This is a genomic window from Actinoplanes couchii (assembly GCF_016862075.1).
In the GTDB taxonomy this organism is placed as follows: Bacteria; Actinomycetota; Actinomycetes; order Mycobacteriales; family Micromonosporaceae; genus Actinoplanes; species Actinoplanes couchii.
In genome coordinates, this window is sequence record NZ_BOMG01000078.1 from 41,559 (window position 1) to 59,032 (window position 17,474).

Annotated in this window: 14 protein-coding genes; 12 read left to right on the top strand and 2 right to left on the bottom strand. The window is 68.9% G+C overall.

Going from position 1 to position 17,474, the window contains the following annotated elements; genetic code table 11:
- The first annotated feature begins 3 nt into the window (after window positions 1–3).
- The 8 genes from Aco03nite_RS31500 (at window position 4) to Aco03nite_RS31535 (ending at window position 9,536) form a co-directional block, all read left to right on the top strand.
- A complete protein-coding gene (locus Aco03nite_RS31500) occupies window positions 4–861 on the top strand; it encodes a GNAT family N-acetyltransferase (protein WP_203801324.1) in 858 nt (285 codons plus the stop codon).
- Window positions 862–923: 62 nt separating this feature from the next.
- Window positions 924–1,655: a DUF7873 family protein gene (locus Aco03nite_RS31505; protein ID WP_203801326.1), complete on the top strand. Its 732-nt coding sequence runs from the start codon at window positions 924–926 to the stop codon at window positions 1,653–1,655.
- A gap of 589 nt (window positions 1,656–2,244) precedes the next feature.
- Window positions 2,245–2,778 (top strand): hypothetical protein, encoded by a 534-nt coding sequence (locus Aco03nite_RS31510; protein WP_203801328.1) that lies wholly within the window; start codon window positions 2,245–2,247, stop codon window positions 2,776–2,778.
- 218 nt (window positions 2,779–2,996) lie between these two features.
- On the top strand, window positions 2,997–4,607 hold the full coding sequence (gene abc-f / locus Aco03nite_RS31515; protein WP_203801330.1) for a ribosomal protection-like ABC-F family protein: 1,611 nt from the start codon (window positions 2,997–2,999) through the stop codon (window positions 4,605–4,607).
- A gap of 165 nt (window positions 4,608–4,772) precedes the next feature.
- Window positions 4,773–6,146, top strand: coding sequence for a gluzincin family metallopeptidase (locus Aco03nite_RS31520; protein WP_203801332.1), 1,374 nt, complete (start codon window positions 4,773–4,775; stop codon window positions 6,144–6,146).
- A 71-nt stretch (window positions 6,147–6,217) separates the two neighbouring features.
- The gene (locus Aco03nite_RS31525; RefSeq protein ID WP_203801334.1) at window positions 6,218–7,036 is read left to right on the top strand and encodes a MerR family transcriptional regulator; all 819 of its coding nucleotides are present in this window, start codon (window positions 6,218–6,220) and stop codon (window positions 7,034–7,036) included.
- A gap of 68 nt (window positions 7,037–7,104) precedes the next feature.
- Complete coding sequence (locus tag Aco03nite_RS31530) at window positions 7,105–7,653, top strand: hypothetical protein (protein WP_203801336.1); 549 nt, start codon at window positions 7,105–7,107, stop codon at window positions 7,651–7,653.
- A gap of 551 nt (window positions 7,654–8,204) precedes the next feature.
- Complete coding sequence (locus Aco03nite_RS31535) at window positions 8,205–9,536, top strand: ROK family transcriptional regulator (protein WP_203801340.1); 1,332 nt, start codon at window positions 8,205–8,207, stop codon at window positions 9,534–9,536.
- An 80-nt stretch (window positions 9,537–9,616) separates the two neighbouring features.
- On the opposite strand, the gene Aco03nite_RS31540 is transcribed toward Aco03nite_RS31535, so the two are convergent.
- Window positions 9,617–10,468, bottom strand: coding sequence for a helix-turn-helix transcriptional regulator (locus Aco03nite_RS31540; protein ID WP_203801343.1), 852 nt, complete (start codon window positions 10,466–10,468; stop codon window positions 9,617–9,619).
- A gap of 130 nt (window positions 10,469–10,598) precedes the next feature.
- Here Aco03nite_RS31540 and Aco03nite_RS31545 point away from each other — a divergent pair, with 130 nt between their 5' ends.
- From Aco03nite_RS31545 to Aco03nite_RS31555, 3 genes are all read left to right on the top strand, one after another.
- Window positions 10,599–11,501, top strand: a complete 903-nt coding sequence (locus tag Aco03nite_RS31545; protein ID WP_203801346.1) for an NADP-dependent oxidoreductase — start codon at window positions 10,599–10,601, stop codon at window positions 11,499–11,501.
- 104 nt (window positions 11,502–11,605) lie between these two features.
- Window positions 11,606–12,826 carry a M20 metallopeptidase family protein gene (locus Aco03nite_RS31550; protein ID WP_239145602.1) on the top strand — a complete coding sequence of 407 codons (1,221 nt, stop codon included), beginning with the start codon at window positions 11,606–11,608 and terminating at the stop codon, window positions 12,824–12,826.
- 65 nt (window positions 12,827–12,891) lie between these two features.
- Complete coding sequence (locus Aco03nite_RS31555) at window positions 12,892–13,686, top strand: DUF6807 domain-containing protein (RefSeq protein WP_203801349.1); 795 nt, start codon at window positions 12,892–12,894, stop codon at window positions 13,684–13,686.
- Window positions 13,687–14,468: 782 nt separating this feature from the next.
- Here Aco03nite_RS31555 and Aco03nite_RS31560 read toward each other — a convergent pair.
- Window positions 14,469–15,164, bottom strand: coding sequence for a helix-turn-helix domain-containing protein (locus tag Aco03nite_RS31560; protein ID WP_203801352.1), 696 nt, complete (start codon window positions 15,162–15,164; stop codon window positions 14,469–14,471).
- Between the two features lie 648 nt (window positions 15,165–15,812).
- On the opposite strand from Aco03nite_RS31560, the gene Aco03nite_RS31565 reads away from it, so the two are divergent.
- Window positions 15,813–17,468 carry a DUF2264 domain-containing protein gene (locus tag Aco03nite_RS31565; protein WP_239145606.1) on the top strand — a complete coding sequence of 552 codons (1,656 nt, stop codon included), beginning with the start codon at window positions 15,813–15,815 and terminating at the stop codon, window positions 17,466–17,468.
- Window positions 17,469–17,474: the final 6 nt, after the last annotated feature.

The following is a 17,474-nucleotide window of genomic DNA, read 5'->3' on the forward strand; positions in this document are numbered from 1 at the left end:
GTCATGCCTGAGGACATGGACTCCTTCAACTCTTTTCCGTACGTTCTCAACTCCGAGATCGCCAAGGATCTCGCTGATCGGCGTCGTCGGCCGGAGTGGCTCTGGCTTGCTCTGCGAGGCGATCGGGTCACCGCCCGGGCCGCCTGGTGGTCCCGGCCGGGGGATGAGCATCCGCTGGTCATGGACATCCTCGATGTGGCCGAGGGGCACTTCGACGACGGGGTGAGTCTGGTCCGTGCGGCTCTGCCGGATCCGGCTCCGGAGTTCACCCGGTTCGTCGCGCCGGATTGGCAGCGCTCGGACGGTGGCACCTGGATGCGGGTGCTGGAGGCGTGCGGGGCGAAACTGTTCGTCGAGCGCCTGCGCCTGCACTGGGAGCCGGGGACGCCGATCCGCGATGCCTCCGGGCGCGTGAGCTTCCGTCCCCCGTACGACGAAGGGGAATTGATCGGTTTGATGACCCGTGTGCTCGAGGGCAGTCTCGACGCGCACAGCCGGGATGAACTGACCCGGATGAGCCCGCGGGAGTGCGCCGAGGAGCAGTACCGCACCGAGTTGGAGCGTTATCCGAGCCCGCGGGAGTGGTGGCGGGTCGCCGTCGACAACGATGGTGTGCCGGCTGGGTTCGTCATTCCGGCGCACAACGGCTACAACCCGATCATCGCCTATATCGCGGTGGTTCCCGAGTTCCGTGGCCGGGGGTTGATCGACGATCTGTTGGCCGAGGGCACCCGGATTCTCGCCGATCAGGGAGTGCCCCGGGTGCGTGCCGCGACCGATGTCGGGAACACGCCGATGGCCGCGGCTTTCGCCCGTGCCGGATATCGCACGTTCGAACGGCAGGTCGACATGGTCTGGTAAATGGGTCGATTGTTCTGATCGACGGGTGTTACGGTTCCCCCGCTGAATTCCAGGGGGGAACCGTGCCGAAACTCAATCAGATCATCGCTGTGGAGAAGGGCGTCAAGAGCAAGTCCTTCGCCGATCTCAGCGAGGCCCATCACGCGGTGCAGAAGACCGGTCCGCTGGCCGGCATCTCCCGGACCTATCAGCCGAAGGACGAGGAGGGCGAGCAGCTGCCCGCCGAGTCGACCCGGGTGCAGATCAAGGCCGAGGAGATCCTGCGCGATGTCGCCGGCACGCTGACCCGCCTTTTCGACGTGACCGCCACCAAGGATTGGACGAATTGTGTGGCCCGGGCCGACGTCGTGGTCGACGGCCGGACGATCGCCGCGCAGGTCCCGGTGACGTATCTGTTGTTCCTGGAGAAGCAGCTGACCGATCTGCACACGTTCGTGAAGAAGCTTCCGGTGCTGGACGCCGCCGAGTCCTGGCTGCGGGACGACTCGACGGACAGCTGGCGGACCGAGCCGGTGCGGACCAACCGCACCAAGAAGGTGCCGCGCAACCACGTCAAGGCCGAGGCCACCGAGAAGCACCCGGCCCAGGTCGAGGTCTACTACGAGGACATCACCGTCGGTTACTGGACGACGGTGAAGTTCTCCGGCGCGCTGCCGGCCAAGCGGGTCAACGAGATCCTGGAGCGTGTGCTCGCCCTGCAGACCGCCGTCAAGTTCGCCCGCGAGGAGGCCAACAACACCGAGGTCGCCGACCAGCGGGTGGGTGCGGCGGTGTTCGGATTCCTGTTCGAGTAGAACTCATGAGTTCCCCCGTGGGAGCGCGGGGGTGCGCCACAGAAAGGCGCAAAGCTGACAACTGAAGTTGAAGCTGATATCCACCGGTGACAGTGCGGGTTCGAGTCCCGCCCTCCGCATTCCGCGCGGAGGTAGCCCAACTGGCAGAGGCAGCCGGTGATCAATCTCAGACTATCGCTCCAATGTCAGCATTCACCACTGATCACCGGATCGAACGAGTAGGGACGACGACAGCGGATGCCGGTTCAAATCCGGCTCGCCGCGCTTCGTGCGGCGATAGTTTAAAGGCAAAACCCGATGTCCTGATGAATGATCCACGCTCTTAAACGTGCCGGTGTGTGCAATTCGGTGGTAAGAGGAGACCCGGGGCCTGGCCATGGCCTCGGGTCTCACCATGTGAAGCCGAGGAGGGACGGCCGGCGAGGGCGCCGAGATGATCACGGCGGCACTGTCCGTGCCGATGATCAGCCGACCGTTGCCGGGAGTTCTCCGATGCCGGAGGACGTGTCCGGCGCCCATCGCGGGGGCGGTATCGTCCAAGGGTTGCCTTGCTCGACGCACGGCGTGAACCAAGTGCGGTGGAGGATTGATGGACGCCTACGAGACTGATCCCATCGGGGCGGCTCCGGCGGTGGCACGACTGCTGCTGGAGCTTCGCGGCCGGGCGAACGTCGACGTCAAACCGGTCGGCCGCAGCCTCCAGGTCCGGCCCAAGGGCGGCAAGCGGCTCGCCGTCAACATCCACCCCGGTGGTGTCGACGTGGCGGTGGACCCGGAGAGCGCGGCCGCGTTCCTGCAGGACGTGGAGGGTTCCTACCTGAAGGACCCGGACGACCCGTCCGGCCTGGTGTCGCTGGACGCCGACTGGATCGACATCAACTACGACGCCCTGCTCGACGCCGCGGTGAAGGCCGTCGAGGTGCAGGCGGCGCCCCGGGCGGCGGCCGCTCCCCGGGCCCGGGCCACCACCACCACCGGCAGCAGCGGCGGCACCGGCACCACCCGGAAGGCGGCGGCCCCGGCCAAGGTCAAGCCGGCGCCGCGCCCGGAGCCGAAGATCTGCCCGACCTGCCGCCAGTACGAACTGCTCGCCAGCGGGGCCTGCCCGTCGGGTTACTGCTGAGCCGGCAGGCGGCCGTCTCGTAATTGACTTGCGACAGCGGACGACGCTACGGAAGTCTTGTGGGCGATCGGTGAAAAACGACCGGTGACAAAGAAGTGCAGGGGAGCGAGACATGGCAGGGGACGACGACATCACGGGGTGAAGACCCCGCCCCGGCCGTCCGCGTGACGGCTGTCTTCGTCGTGCCCTGAATTCCTGCTTCGTCTCCTGGGGTCTCCATGTCTTTTTCCGTCACCGACCTGTCCTTCTCCTGGCCGGACGACACTCCGGTCTTCGTGAACCTGTCGTTCTCGGTCCCGGAGGGCCGCACCGGCTTGGTCGCCGCCAACGGCACCGGTAAGTCCACGCTGCTGAAACTGATCGCCGGCGCGCTGACCCCGTCCAGCGGCACGGTCACTGTCCGTGGTGTCCTCGGCTACCTGCCTCAGCACCTGCCGCTGACCGCCGCGACGACGGTCGCGCAGGTCCTCGGCGTCGAGGGGGTGATCGCCGCCCTGCACGCCATCGAGTCCGGCGACCCGTCCGAGCAGCACTTCGCCACCGTCGGTAATGACTGGGACATCGAGGAGCGCAGCCGTGCCGAACTCGACCGGCTCGGCCTGACCGATGTCGCCCTCGACCGTCGGCTCGGCACCCTGAGCGGCGGCCAGGTGATCTCCCTCGGACTCGTCGCCGAGCTGCTGAAACGCCCCGACGTGCTGCTGCTCGACGAGCCCACCAACAACCTCGACCGGGACGCCCGCGAGCGGCTGATCGGCGTCGTCCGGTCCTGGACCGGCACTCTGGTGATCATCAGTCACGACCGGGAGCTGCTCGACGAGATGGACCGGATCGCGGCCCTGGAGAACGGCGAGATCAGTTGGTACGGCGGGAACTTCTCCGCCTACGAGGAGGCCGTCGACGCCGAACGGGACACCCTCGACCGGCAGGTCCGCAGCGCCGAGCAGGACCTCAAGCGGCAGAAACGCGAGGCACAGCAGGCCCGGGAACGAGCCGCCCGCCGCGCGTCGACCGCGTCACGCAACCTGGCCAGCGCCGGCCTCGCCCGCATCCACGCGGGTAATCTCAAACGCGGCGCGGAGGTCGCGGCCGCCCGCTCCGCCGACGTGCACGGCGACCGGCTCGGCCAGGCCCAGGCCCGCTACGACCAGGCCAGCCGCGCCGCCCGTCAGGACGACCGGATCGTCCTCGAACTGCCCGGCACCGCCGTCCCGGCCGGTCGCACGGTCTTCCACGGCGAGGCGCTGACCGCCGGCTACCAGGGCCGGACCGTTGTCGATCACGTCGACCTGATCGTCCGCGGCCCCGAGCGGATCGCGCTCACCGGCCCCAACGGATCCGGCAAGTCCACGTTGCTGCGCTTGATGAGCGGAGATCAACACCCGGTTTCCGGTACGGCTACCCGCGCCGCCGGCCGCACCGCGTACCTCTCCCAGCGTCTCGACCTGCTGGATGAGGACCGCAGCGTGGCCGCCAACCTGACGTCGTTCGCCCCGGCCCTGCCCGACGCCGAGCGGATGAACCTGCTGGCCCGCTTCCTGTTCCGGGGCCAGCGCGCGCACCTGCCGGTGTCGGTGCTGTCCGGTGGCGAGCGCCTGCGGGCCACCCTGGCGTGCATCCTGTTCGCCGAGCCGGCCCCGCAGTTGCTGCTGCTGGACGAGCCGACGAACAACCTGGACCTGGTCAGTACCGGACAGTTGGAGAGCGCCCTGATCGCGTACCAGGGGGCGTTCGTGGTGGTCAGCCACGACGAACGATTCCTGTCCGCGATCGGGATCGGACGTCGCCTTCACCTGTCCGGCGGGCGGCTCGCCACATCGGACGGGTGATCCGCGTTGTCCACCGGGGAGTGAACCCGCTCCCCGGCCCACCGGGGCCAGCGTCTTCTCCAGGACACCGGAGGGATGGTTCTTGGACAGTCGGATTGACTTCGAAACTCCGGAGATATCGAGTTAGAGGCCGCACCGAGTAATCACATTCCCCGGGAGGCCGCAATGTCCATTGAACTCGATCTCCGGCTCGCCGGGGAGGGCACTCGATTCCGGATCTTTCCGCAGCCGCGATTCCTCAAGAAGGCGGACGGATCCGGGCCGTTGTTTCCCGAGCCCGAGGTCGTCGTGGTCAACGTCGAACCGTCCGCGATGCGGCCCGGACCAGGGGACGACCGGATGTTCGTGGTCGACGCGGTCGGGAAACTGCCGTACAAGGACTTCTTCCGGCCCCCGTGGCGAGGCCAGGCGCGACCGCCGGTCCGGCCCGGTCCGGACGGCCATTTCGACCACCTCGATCCGGCGACCCGGGACTTCTCGGCGGCCACCATGTACGCGACCGTCCGGCGGGTTCTGGACATCTGGGAGGACTACTTCGGGCGTACGATTCAATGGCATTTCGAGTCTGATTTTGATCGTCTCGAACTGATTCCCTTGATCGAATGGGACAACGCCCAGTCCGGCTACGGTTTCCTCGAATTCGGATTCGGCCGGACGCCGAAAAAGACCATCGACCACAGTCGGCCATACTGCGAGAACTTCGACGTGCTCGCCCACGAACTCGGGCACAGCATCATCTTCGCCGAGGTCGGAGTGCCGGCCAGCCCGCTCGACCCGGCGATCGACTACGGCGGCATGCACGAGTCGGCCGGCGACCTGGTCGCGATCGTGGCGTCGCTGCACTTCCACTCCCTGGTCGACTACCTGCTCGACAGCACCAGGGGCAACCTGCTGACCATAAACGGCCTGGACCGGGTGGGTGAGCTGTCGGACAGCTCGGAGATCCGGACCGTCTTCAACAACCAGCGGATGTCGGAGGTCGGCACCGAGCCGCACGACAGGTCGCTGCCGCTGACCGGCGCGATCTTCGACACCATGGTCGAGGTGTTCCAGCAGGACCTGGTCGCCAAGAAGCTGATCAGTGAGGAGTTGCGGGAGCGCTCGACGCACCTGCCCGGCAGCGCGATCGATCTGAAGGAGATCGAGGCCGAGTTCACCGCGGCGTACACCGGCAACGAGGCCGCTTTCAAGGAGTCGCTGCTGGTGGCCCGGGACTATCTGGGCCGGCTGCTGGCGATCACGTGGAGCAATTTGTCACCGGACTTCCTCACGTACCACGGGATCCTCCGGGCCCTGCTCCGCGCCGACCGGGAGCTGACCGGCGGCGCCAACGCGGCGATCATCCGGTCCTGTTTCGCCTGGCGGGAGATCGCGCCGGTGCCGACGTCGCTGCTGGTGCGCAACCATACGGTCGCGTCCTGCGGGCTGGACGCAGCCGCCTACCACCCCGCCGCTCCCGCCGATCCGGCGATCGACCCGCAGCAGATCCCGGCGCCGCGTCCCGAGCGGGGGAACTTCATCTCGCCGAGAATGATCTGACTCACCGGATTCCGGGGTTTGACTCTCCCGCCACGGGAGACCGGAACGTGATCGGGGAAGGAGGAACCGCGATGGACGACCTGATCCCGATCGGGCGCTTCTCCCGGATGAGCCGGCTGTCGATCAAGGCCCTGCGCTTCTATGACGAGCAGGGACTGCTGGCCCCCGCCCGGGTGGACCCGGCCACCGGCTACCGCTTCTACCGGCGGGGCCAGGCCGGGCGCGCCGAGGCGATCCGGGTGCTGCGGCTGATCGACATGCCGGTCGGGGAGATCCGCGACCTGCTCGCCGACGACGACCCGGAGCTGACCGGCAAACGCCTGGCCATGCACCGGGAACGGCTGCGGGACCGGCTCGCCGAACAGGAGCGGATGCTGCGGTTCCTCGAACGTCTCATCGATCGAGGAGGAAACGTCATGCCCTACCAGGTGACGACCAAGGAGATCGCCGACATCCCGGTGGCCGGGATTCGGCTCAAGGCCAGTCTCGCCACCGTCGGCGAGGTGCTCCAGCAGGGCTTCGGCACGGTCGGTGGCGCGCTCGGCGCGGCCGGGGTCGCCCCGGCCGGCCCGCCGTTCGTGGTCTACCACGACGTGATCGACGAGCAGACCGAGGGCGAGATGGAGGTGTGCTTCCCGGTTCCGGCCGGAACGGCGATGCCGGCCGGTCCGGTCCACTACCGGGAGGTGCCCGGCGGACGGGTCGCGTCCACCATCCATCGCGGGCCCTACCAGGAGATCTCCCCGGCCTATCACGTCGTCACCGGCTGGATCGAGGAACAGGGCCTGACCGTTCACGGGGCTCCGCGCGAGATCTACCTGAACGATCCGCAGAGTGTCGGCAGCCCGGACGAGCTGGTCACCGAAGTGCAGTTCCCGCTCGCTCCCTAGCGCTCTTTCGAGCGTACTTGTCGCCTCGCTAATTGACCGGTGTCAAAGCGTGCTGATAGCACGGAGGGGTGCTGCTGTGGATGTACACCGATCGGCTCGCCGCGGGTGACGACGGATGGTGGCGGGCCTCGACCCGCCGTACCGCCGACATGCTCTCCGACGGGTTCTGGTGGGTCGACGACACCGGACCCGACCGGTCGGTGTGGCTGCTGATCGACACCACCGCGGTGCTCGTGCACGGGCTGGCCCGCAGCCACGGCGCGCACCCGGCCGAGGTCACCGGCGCCGACCTGGTGACCTGGGCCACGCCGCGGATCGCCGGGATGCTCCAGCTCGCCGAGGACCTCTTCCTGCGGCCGCCGGTCGACCCGGACGGCATGTGGGCGTGGCACCGGGCCTTCGGCCAGGAGTGGCGGGCCACAGTCCAGCAGGTCGCCTACCTGCTGGTGGCGGCCGGGCACGAACTGCTCCCGGCCGCTGACCCGGTGTCCGTCCTGTGGCGGGACCTGACCGAGGGCGACGACCCCGGCCGTCGCTATCCGGCGGTGGCCGGGCCGGCCATCGTGCACGGGCTGACCGAGATGGTCCGGCACTTCGGGTATCCCGCCCGCCACTGACGGCGGCATTGAACCACCGATCCGCGGGGGCCGGGTACCGATTCCGGAATCCGGTCCCGGTGGATCGTTCCCCGAGCCTGAACGGCCGATGTCCGCCTGATTCGGCGCCTCGGAACAGCCGTCGCGTGGTCCCCTTTTCCGGTAGTGGCCCGGCTCGGAAGGGGTGCGGAATGAACAGGACGACACGGCTGCTGGGGGCCGGTGCGGGGTTGGTCGTGGGATCGGTGCTTCTGACCGGTCCGGCACAGGCCGGGGAACAGTTCTTCCTGAATCCGGATAGTTCCATCGAGGCGCCCGTCTTCGGGAGGACCGCTCCGGTTACGGCCCTCGAACCTCCGCCCACCCCGTCCCCTTCCCCTTCCCCTTCCTCTTCGCCCTCTCCGTCGCCGGGTGTCGTCAAGAAGAAGGAAGAAGTCGTCACGAACTTCCAGAGCGGCCCCTGGTTCCCCGCGCCACTCCCGGTCAGCTGAAAGCGGCCGCTCAGCCGCCCGCCCGTACCGCACCGCTGTGGCCTGTGCATCGTCCGCCTGACCGAGACTCAGGAGCAGACCATGGTCGTGAGAGGCTGTCCTCTTCGCGCCACCTGTTCCACCCGTGGGGGACCGCCGATCGTGAGCAGGCACCGCAAGAACCTGGGCGTCCTGTTGCACCACGTGCACACCGGCGGCCCGATGACCCGGGCCGCCCTGGCCGAGGTGATGGGCGTCAACCGCAGCACTATCCTGGCCCTGACCAACGAGCTGGCCGCCGCCGGCCTGGTCCGCGAGGAGACTTCCGCCGTCACGGAAGGCGCCGGCCGGTCGTCGTCCGCGGTGCAGCCCTCGCCCGTGGTGCCGCCGTCTACGAGGCGGCCACCGTCCACCGGACGGCCTTCGTCGGTGGGGCGGCCTTCGTTCGTGGTGCGGCCGGAGACCGGTCGGGTGTTCGTGCTCGCGTTCGACGTGGCCGTCGACCGCCTCGTCGCGGCCCGGGTCGGTCTCGGCGGCAAGGTCCTCGACCGGCGTGAGACACCCCGATCGCGGACCGGAGCCGATCTGGACACCGTGGTCGGCGCGCTGGCCGTCCTGGGGCGCTCGTTGTACGACGCGGCGCCGGCCGGCACGGTCTGCGCCGGGATCGGGGCCTCCTACTGCGGGATGATCCGCCCCGGCGACGGGATGGTCCGGTACGGCCCGGAGATGGGCTGGGTCGACCAGGCGTTCGGCACCGAACTGGAGGCGGCCCTTGGTATCGGGCTGCCGGTCAGCGTCGGCAACGAGGCCCATCTCGCGGCACTCGCCGAGTTCCAGCGCGGCGCCGGGATCGGCAGCCCCGACCTGATCTACCTGCACGGCGACGTCGGTGTCGGCGGCGGCATCCTGGTCGGCGGGCGGATGCTCGGCGGCGAGAGCGGGTACGGCTGCGAGGTCGGCCACATGCTGGTCAACCCGTACGGCGGCCGGGAATGTCTGTGTGGTTCCCGGGGCTGCCTCGAAGCCGAGACCGGGGAACACGCCCTGCTCGAAGCCGCCGGCCGCTCCGGCGAGTTCGGCCGGGACGCGGTCCGTGCCGTGCTCCGGGACGCCGACGCCGGTGATCCCGGCGCCACTGATGCCGTCGCCGCGATCGGGGACTGGCTCGGTATCGGCGTGGCCAACCTGATCAACCTGTTCAACCCCGGCGTCGTCATCTTCGGTGGCACCCTTCGTGAGCTCTACGTCGCGGCGGCCCCACAGCTGATGGCCCGGATCTCCCAGCACGGGATGCCCGTCTCCCGCGAACGGACCCGTCTGCTCCCCTCCGGCCTGGGCGACGACGCAACCCTGATCGGCGCCGCCGAGCGGGGTTTCGCCGCCCTGATGTCCGACCCCCTCGGCAACCGCTCGGCGACCCTGCGAACCTGAGCTCCACCCACCCGGACCGGCAGATCCCTCTTCCCGGACCGCTGGGCGGTGGCCAGTCTGTGGCATTGACCTCGCGATGCTCAGGTCGTGAAGGACTCGTTGCCCACCACCCGGAGCAACTCCAGAAATCCGGCGGTGGGACTGCCCGCCGGAGCCGTCATCAGAACCAGGCGCTGATCCTCGGCCGGGGTCATCAGCGTCTCGCAGTCGAACTCGATCAACCCGACCGCCGGATGCCGAACCCGGATCCGGCTCTGCCGCCGCACCGCCACCTCATGCTCGTCCCACAGGCCCGCGAACTCGCTGCTCGACGACCGCAACCGCCTGACCAGCGCCGCCGCCACCGGATCCGTGCCACGCCGGGCCACCGCCGCCCGCAGATCGGCCACGTGCAGCCGACCGCAGTAGTCGTGCTCCTCGTCCGGGAACGCGGCCCGCATCCGCGGATCGTTGAACCACCTCCAGACGATGTTGTGATCCTGTCCGTGATCGTGGTGCACGGGTGGGCAGACGTCTCCGAAGAGAGTCTCGGCCAGCGCATTCTGCGCCAGCAGGTCGCCCAGGTCGCTGAGCACCTGCGCGGGCACCCCCGTCAGCTGATCGAGCAGGTAGAGCAGGCTCGGCCGGACATGCGCCCCGGCCGGCCGCCCGGCCGGTGGCCGATGCCCCGCCAGCAGGTGGAGGTGGTCACGCTCGTCGTCACTCAGCCGCAGCGCCTGCGCCAGAGCCTGGAGCAGCTGGGTGGACGGTTGCGGGCTGCGCGCCTGCTCCAGGCGCATCAGGTAGTCGGGCGACATGCCGGCCAGGAGCGCCAGCTCCTCACGGCGCAACCCGGGCGCACGCCGCCGGAAGCCCGCCGGTAGGCCCACCTCCTGAGGTTGCAGCCTGTCCCGGCAGCGGCGGAGGAAATCTGCCAGCTCGCGTCGGTCCATGCACCCATGTTGACGCCTTCGGCGGGCGGTAACCAGGTACCGCTGATCCTAGGCAAAGCGGTCCCTCCACAACCGACTCCGGCGGCGGCACCGTGGACGCCGGAAGACGAGACGACGAGAGGTGACGGCCATGAAAGCGATTGTCTTCGAGCGGTTCGGCGGCCCCGAGGTCCTGCGGCTGGTGGAGACCGAGACGCCACGGCCCGGTCCCGGCCAGATCCGGCTGAGGGTGCGGGCGGCCGGGGTCAACCCGCTCGACCACAAGATCCGCAACGGATGGCTGGAGCAGGTGTTCCCGACCACCTTCCCGGCGATCCCCGGGCTGGAGGCGTCCGGCGTCGTCGACGAGGTGGGCCCGGCGGTGACCGCGCTGCTGCCCGGCGACGAGGTGATCGCCTTCACCGATTCCGGAGCCTATGCGGAGTACGCGCTGGCAACCGTCGCCGTTCCCAAACCGGTCGGGCTGAGCTGGGAGGCGGCGGCCGCGCTGCCCGTGGCCGGCGAGACCGCCCAGCGTGTGCTCCGGCTGCTCGCCGTCACCACGGGGGAGACCCTGCTCGTGCACGCGGCGGCCGGTGCGGTCGGCGGGCTGGCCGTTCAGCTCGCGGTGGCCCTCGGCGCGACCGTCATCGGCACTGCCTCACCGGTGAACCATGACTATCTGCGGTCGCTGGGTGCGCTGCCGGTGGAGTATGGCGACGGCCTCGCCGACCGGGTCCGCGCCCTCGCCCCGCAGGGGGTCGACGCGGTTTTCGACGCCGCGGGCCAGGGTGCGCTGGCCCCGTCGATCGAACTGCGCGGGGGAACCGACCGGATCATCACCATCGCCGACCCGTCGGCCGCCGCGCTGGGGGTGCCGTTCTCGTCCGACGGTCCCCGCACCCCGGCCGGGCTCGCCGAGGTGGCCACCTCGGCTGCGGAGGGTCGCCTCCGGGTCGAGGTGGCGCAGACGTTCGCGCTGGCCGACGCCGGTAAGGCGCAGGAGCAGAGTGCGGGCGGCCACACCCGCGGCAAGTTGGTCCTGCACCCGTGAGGGGGTGGGGCTGGCACCACCATCAGGCGCGTGCCAGCTCCACTGTGGTCGAGGCGCAGGTTCGGAATGCTGATCTCCGACGACATGACGGGGAGGACGAAGAGATGGGCATCGACAGGAGAGCTGTGCTCGGCGGCGCGCTGACGGTTCCGGTGGCCACCATGAGCGGTGGAGGGCCCGCGGTGGCCACGGGCAGGCCCTCCGCCGTCGACCGGCTCGTCGCTCTGCGGCGGGACCTGTACGCGCATCCGGAGGGCCCCGGCCAGGAGCGGCGTACCGCCGCGGTGGTCGCTGGCATCCTGCGGGGCGCCGGGCTGGAGGTCACCACCGGAGTCGGCGGGCACGGTGTCGTCGCGGTCCTGACCGGCACCCGGCCCGGGCGCACGGTCGCCTACCGCGCCGACATGGACGCGGTGCCACCCGGCGACCAGATCGGTGGCCGCACCGAGCCGGCCCACCTGTGCGGGCACGACATCCACACGACCGTCGGAGTGGGGGTGGCCCTCGCTCTCGCCCGGCAGCGCGAGCGGCTGGCCGGCCGGGTCGTGTTCGTCTTCCAGCCCGCCGAGGAGGCTCTCACCGGCGCCGCGGCGATGCTCGCCGACGGGGTGCTGACCACGCATCGGCCCGCCGAGATCCATGCCCTGCACTGCTGGCCGGCTCCGGTCGGGAGTCTTGTGGTCACCTCCGGGTTCGGGCTGCCGGGCCGGGACCAGGGCATCGTGACCCTCACCGATCCGGAGAGCGCGACCCGGCTCGCCGCCGATCTCAACGGCATGAGCACCGTCGCCCGCCCGGCCACCCCCGCCGATCTGGAGCGCCTCGTGGCCGGTGTCGAAACTCCGCGGGGGCCGCTGGCCGGGTTCGTCTTTCTCCAGGCCCAGGCGTCCGGCAACCGGGTGCGGGTGGTGTCCCGGTGCTGGCCCGAGCAGGGATACCCGTCGATCCGCCAGGAGATCCGCAGGCGTGCCCAGGCCCTCGGCGCGGTGTCGGTCGACTTCCCGGCCGACCCGTTCCCGGCCATGGTCACCCCGCAAGGCCTCGGCGACGAGCTGGAACGGCACCTTCGGCGTACGGTCGGTGACCACCGCATCGGCGCGCTGCATGCGGCGATCCCGTTCAGCGGTGAGGACTTCTCCCTCTTCCTCAAGGAGATCCCCGGCACCTACACCCTCCTCGGGGTCCGGTCGCCCGGCGCTCCGATCGAGGCCGCCTACCCGCATTTCGGGACCTTCGTGCCCGACGAGCGGGCGATCGGTCACGGGGTCCGCGCCATGACCGGGTGGCTGGCCGCCCGCACTGTTCTTGCCCGTGGCGGATCCTGACGATACGTTTCCGAGGGAAAGCGCTTACCCGCAGGCCGGAAGGCCACGCCGAGAAAGGGTCGAGGATGACCGAACTGCTTGTCGACGGAACCCCGGTCGCCACCTACGTGAGCACTCCCGATGTCGACATCCGCCTGGCGCCGCGGCCCTACCTGCACCCGATCCGGACTCTCGGCGGCACGGTCGTCACCGACGAGTACCCGGAGGATCATCCCTGGCACCTCGGCGTCTCGGTGACGATGCAGGACGTCGACGGCGTCAACGTCTGGGGCGGCCGCACCTACGTGCGCGACGAGGGCTACATCTGGCGTGACGACCACGGCCGGGTCCTGTCCGACGGTCAGCAGCCGGTCGACGGCGGCTTCACCGACGCCCTCCGCTGGGTCGACGGCGCCGACCGGACGATCCTGCGGGAGCAGCGCTCGGTCACCGCCGTCCCGGCCCGGCACGGCTGGGAGCTGCGGTTCCGCTACGAGTTGGCGGTCCCGGGCCAGGCCGAGGTGACGCTGGGCAGCCCCGCGACGAACGGTCGCACCGGCGGGGCGGGTTACGGCGGCTTCTTCTGGCGGGCCACGGCAGGCGAGGCGGAGGCTTTCGTCCCGTCCGGAGGTGAGGCCCATGGTTCCACCGACCCGTGGTTGGCGCTGACCGTGCAGGACTCCTACACGCTGGTCTTCCGGGGCATCGCCGGAGCAGACCGCTGGTTCGCCCGAACCGGCGACTACAACGGCGTCTGCACAGCCCACGCCTGGGAGGACCTCTTGACGATCAAGCCGGGCGCCCCCTTGACCAGAGAGGTGAGTGTTCTGATCGCAGACGGCCGCCTGACCAGAGACGAGATCGCCGCGCTGCAGCTGTAGCAGCCCGGCCCCTAGAGGTGCGCTGACGGCGCGCCGACGGTGAGGTGGCGGCGTGCCGACGGCGAGGTGACGGCGCGCCAATGGCGAGGTGACGGCACCGCCCGAGTCACCTCGCACATCGCGCACCGCAGTCCTTCCCAAGCACCGCAGTTCTTCCCACGGACCGCAGTCCTTCCCGGGCCCCGCGTCGCCGGGCTGTCCGTGGGCAGCTGGCTGGCGGAGGGGTGCGTTGGCGAGAGGTGGTGCCAACGTCGGTCACGAGACCGGCGGTCTGGTCCACATCCTCATGGCCGGCCCGCGGCGATGGTGCGTGGCGAGTGAGAAGTTCGTCGGCCGGGAGGTAGCGAGGGGGCCGCTGGGGTTCTGGATGGCTTCGCGACGAGGCTGTTGCGAGATGGGTGGCGCTTCGCCCGGGTGAGCGTAACGGGGGCCCGGGCGAAGCGTCCGTCGCCTGTCCTTCGTCCTCCCACGGCCGGTGTTTCGTCCGCCCACGGGCCGGTGTTTCGTCCGCCCACTGGCCGGTGTTTCGTCCTCCCACGGCCGGTGTGCTGCCGGCGGGCTCGACCTGCAAAGAAGCGGGCTCACGAGGGCGGCATGACGTGGTGCTTGAGTGAGTCGACCAGAATGTGGTGCGGCTTGGGGCGGGAACCCGGTTGCGATGGTGGTCAGCACCCCGGGTAGGGCGGCGACGATGGTTCTGGCCACTGCCCTGAGTGCCTGTCTCGCTACTGAGTAAACGCGAATATGAATTCGTTGATCCTATTATCGCTGGTCCGCCCTGGTCAGGGGTCGGCTCGATCCAGCGATAGTCGCATCAGGTCGTCGTCGATGTGTAGAAGGCCTTTTTTCTCGGCGACCGCCAGCGCTTTGCGTACGGTCGTGTCGCTGACGAGAAGCCGCTTGGCCAGGTCGTCGACGCTGGTCTCCAGTGGCAGTCGAGGAGCCCATCTCAGCAGTGCTTCGATGTCCTCGGCCACATCCGAGGGCCGGTCTCCCGTCGCGGAGCTACGGGCAAGCCAGGCGGGCAGCTCTCTGACGGGATTCGGCCAGAATTGGATCAGCCAGTGGTACCCGTCACCGTCAGATGGCCGGCGTGCGATTCGTACCCGGAACCATTCGATGTCGCCGAGGTGAAGGTCGGTCTCACCGTAGCCGCCGATCACGTCGGTCAACGTCAATTCGCCGGAGCTGGATCGGAACGGTGTTTCCAGGACGTCATCGAAGTCGGCGGACTCGGCAGCAGGCAGCACGTCATGCAGCTCAATACGAACGGTGTGGTCGAACAGGTCAGGGGCCTGAGCGGCGATCCATCCGGCGCCTGATCCGGCGAACGCCCCGGTCGGCATGTCTCCACGATCACGGTTATGCGGTATCTGTGGATCCTCGTCCGGATCCCACGCCTGGTTCGTGTCCGCGAGGATCAGAATCCCGTCGTCCAATGGGTAGTCGTCGGTTTCGAACGCGCGAATCAGAGCCACGAGGCCCAGGCTATGAAGATCCCGTTGGAGCCGGGCTCGGAAGCGCAAACCTGCTGCTGTCGCCGCGACGCCACCGGATCAAGGAGTAGCTTGCCGTTCGGGTGTACCGCCGCGCGGATTTGAGCGGGCCGTCGGAGTAGCCGAATCCCTTGGGGCGGGCGGGGTCAGGCGTAGGGCGGCTTTCCTGGGTGCGGATTGTCCGGGGCTGCCTGCTGGCTGGATTCGGTGGTGTTCGGTGACGGTTGGCTTGCGGCCGGCTCGATCGCCCCACCGGAGGCCTTTGGTGTTCGGAGGACGGGCGCGGTTGCCGGCTGAGGCGGGCGAACAGGCGACGTCGCGGAGTGGCTGTAGGGAACGGGTCAAGGGCGAGGTGTGGGAGCGGGGAGGACACAGGCTCAAGGCGGGGGTAGGGAGGGCGCTGGTCGAGGGCGGGGTGGCGGAGAAGGCGCAGGTCCGGGGCGGGAGAGCAGGGAGGGGTACGTCGAAGGCGGGGGAGGGCGCACATCCACGGTGGAGAGAGGGAAGGGTGGGCGGTTGCTGTTGTCGGGGTGTGGGTGGGGAGGTGGATTCCAGGCGTAAAGCGTTTTAAGATCTAGGGCATCGAATTTTGTGTCTGGGCATCTTGAAGTAGAGGGATACGGTTTAACTATGACTCTGCTGCTTCCGCCTGAGGATCGTGGGCATTCGCCGGTTACCGGGTGGGGGCGGGGGCACTGGGAAGCTGTTGGGGAGCATCTTCTTGCCGGGGTTGAAGGGTGGGCCTCTCCTGGCTGGGCTCAATATCGGCTTCCCGGAGTGGCCAGTCGTAACGGGGTGGGTAGTGATGGGCTGGAAGGGTTTGCCCGGACGTTTCTGCTTGCTGCCTGCACCAAGACCCACCTGGATCGCTACGCCGAAGGGCTTGTCAACGGGACCACCCCTGGGCATCCCTTCGCCTGGGACGACATCACCGACATGTCTCAGCAGATCGTCGAAGCCGCCAGCATCGCCATCGCGCTGCACGAGACCCGTGACCTGCTCTTCGACCGGCTCAGCGATGACGAACAACAGCGGGTGACGGACTGGCTGGGCGGCATCAGGGGGCGGCGAACCCCGGACAGCAACTGGATCCTCTTCCGACTCATCGTCGAAACATTCCTGGAGACGGTGACGCGGGCAGGGCCGGCAAAGGAGGCCCAGAACGAGACGTCCGTTTTGTCCAGGCTGGATGATTGGTATGCGGGGGACGGGTGGTACAGCGACGGCTCGGGCCAGAACTTCGACTACTACAACGCCTACGCCCTACACCTCTACCCCCTCCTGCAAAGCCGAATGACAGGCGCCCCCAACCCGTACCAAAGCCGCCTGAATGATTTTCTCGACGACCACCAGCATTTTTTCGCCCCGAACGGCAGCCCCGTCTTTCAGGGCCGCTCGCTGACCTACCGGTTCGCCACCGTCGCCCCGCTCTGGTTCGGCGACGATCTGCCCCCGGGACGCATCCGGCGGCTGGCGTCCGGAGTTCTGAAGAACTTCATCGAACGAGAACCGGGCGCCCTGCTGACCCGAGGCTGGCACCACCCGTTCCCCCCGATGATCCAGTCCTACTCCGGCCCGGCCTCCCCGTACTGGGCTTCGAAGGCGTTCCTGGGACTGCTACTGCCCGAGACACACCCGGTATGGACGGCCACCGAGGAACCCGCCGAGATCGAACTGCACGACGTCGACCGCCAACTGAGGGGCCCGGGCTGGCGAATCGTCGGCACCAGGACCGACGGCGTGATCCGCCTCCTCAACCACGGCAGTGACCGGGCGGCCAAATCCCCCGAACCAGACCCCCTTTATGTACGCCTGGCGTACAGCACCCACACCTCCCCCCAGTTCACCCCCGACGCCGTCGACAACCAGATCACCATCGACGGCTCGTCCCGCCACCACATCCAGCGCATCACCACCGACACTTCCGCCTACACCGACGGCCCCGTCCACGTGATCACCACAACCAGGATCGAAGGCGCCGCGGAAGTACGCACCCACGAGGTCACCGCCCCGTCGGGCAGCGTGGTCCGAGCCGGTGGCTACGCGATAGCCGGAGACAGCAGACCCGACACCGCGGTGACCGGCGAAAAGGCGACAACAACCCGCCCCGACGGCCTGACCAGCTCGATCGAGTCCAGGGAGGGTTTCACCACCGCGAAGGTCCGGCACGACCGGGGAACGGACGCGTTCGGCGAGTTCTCCGCCACCCCGTACCTGGAGGCGATCCACCCCGGCGGAACCCACCGCTACACCGGTGTGGTCCGCCTCTTCCGCGCGACCGCATAAACTGCC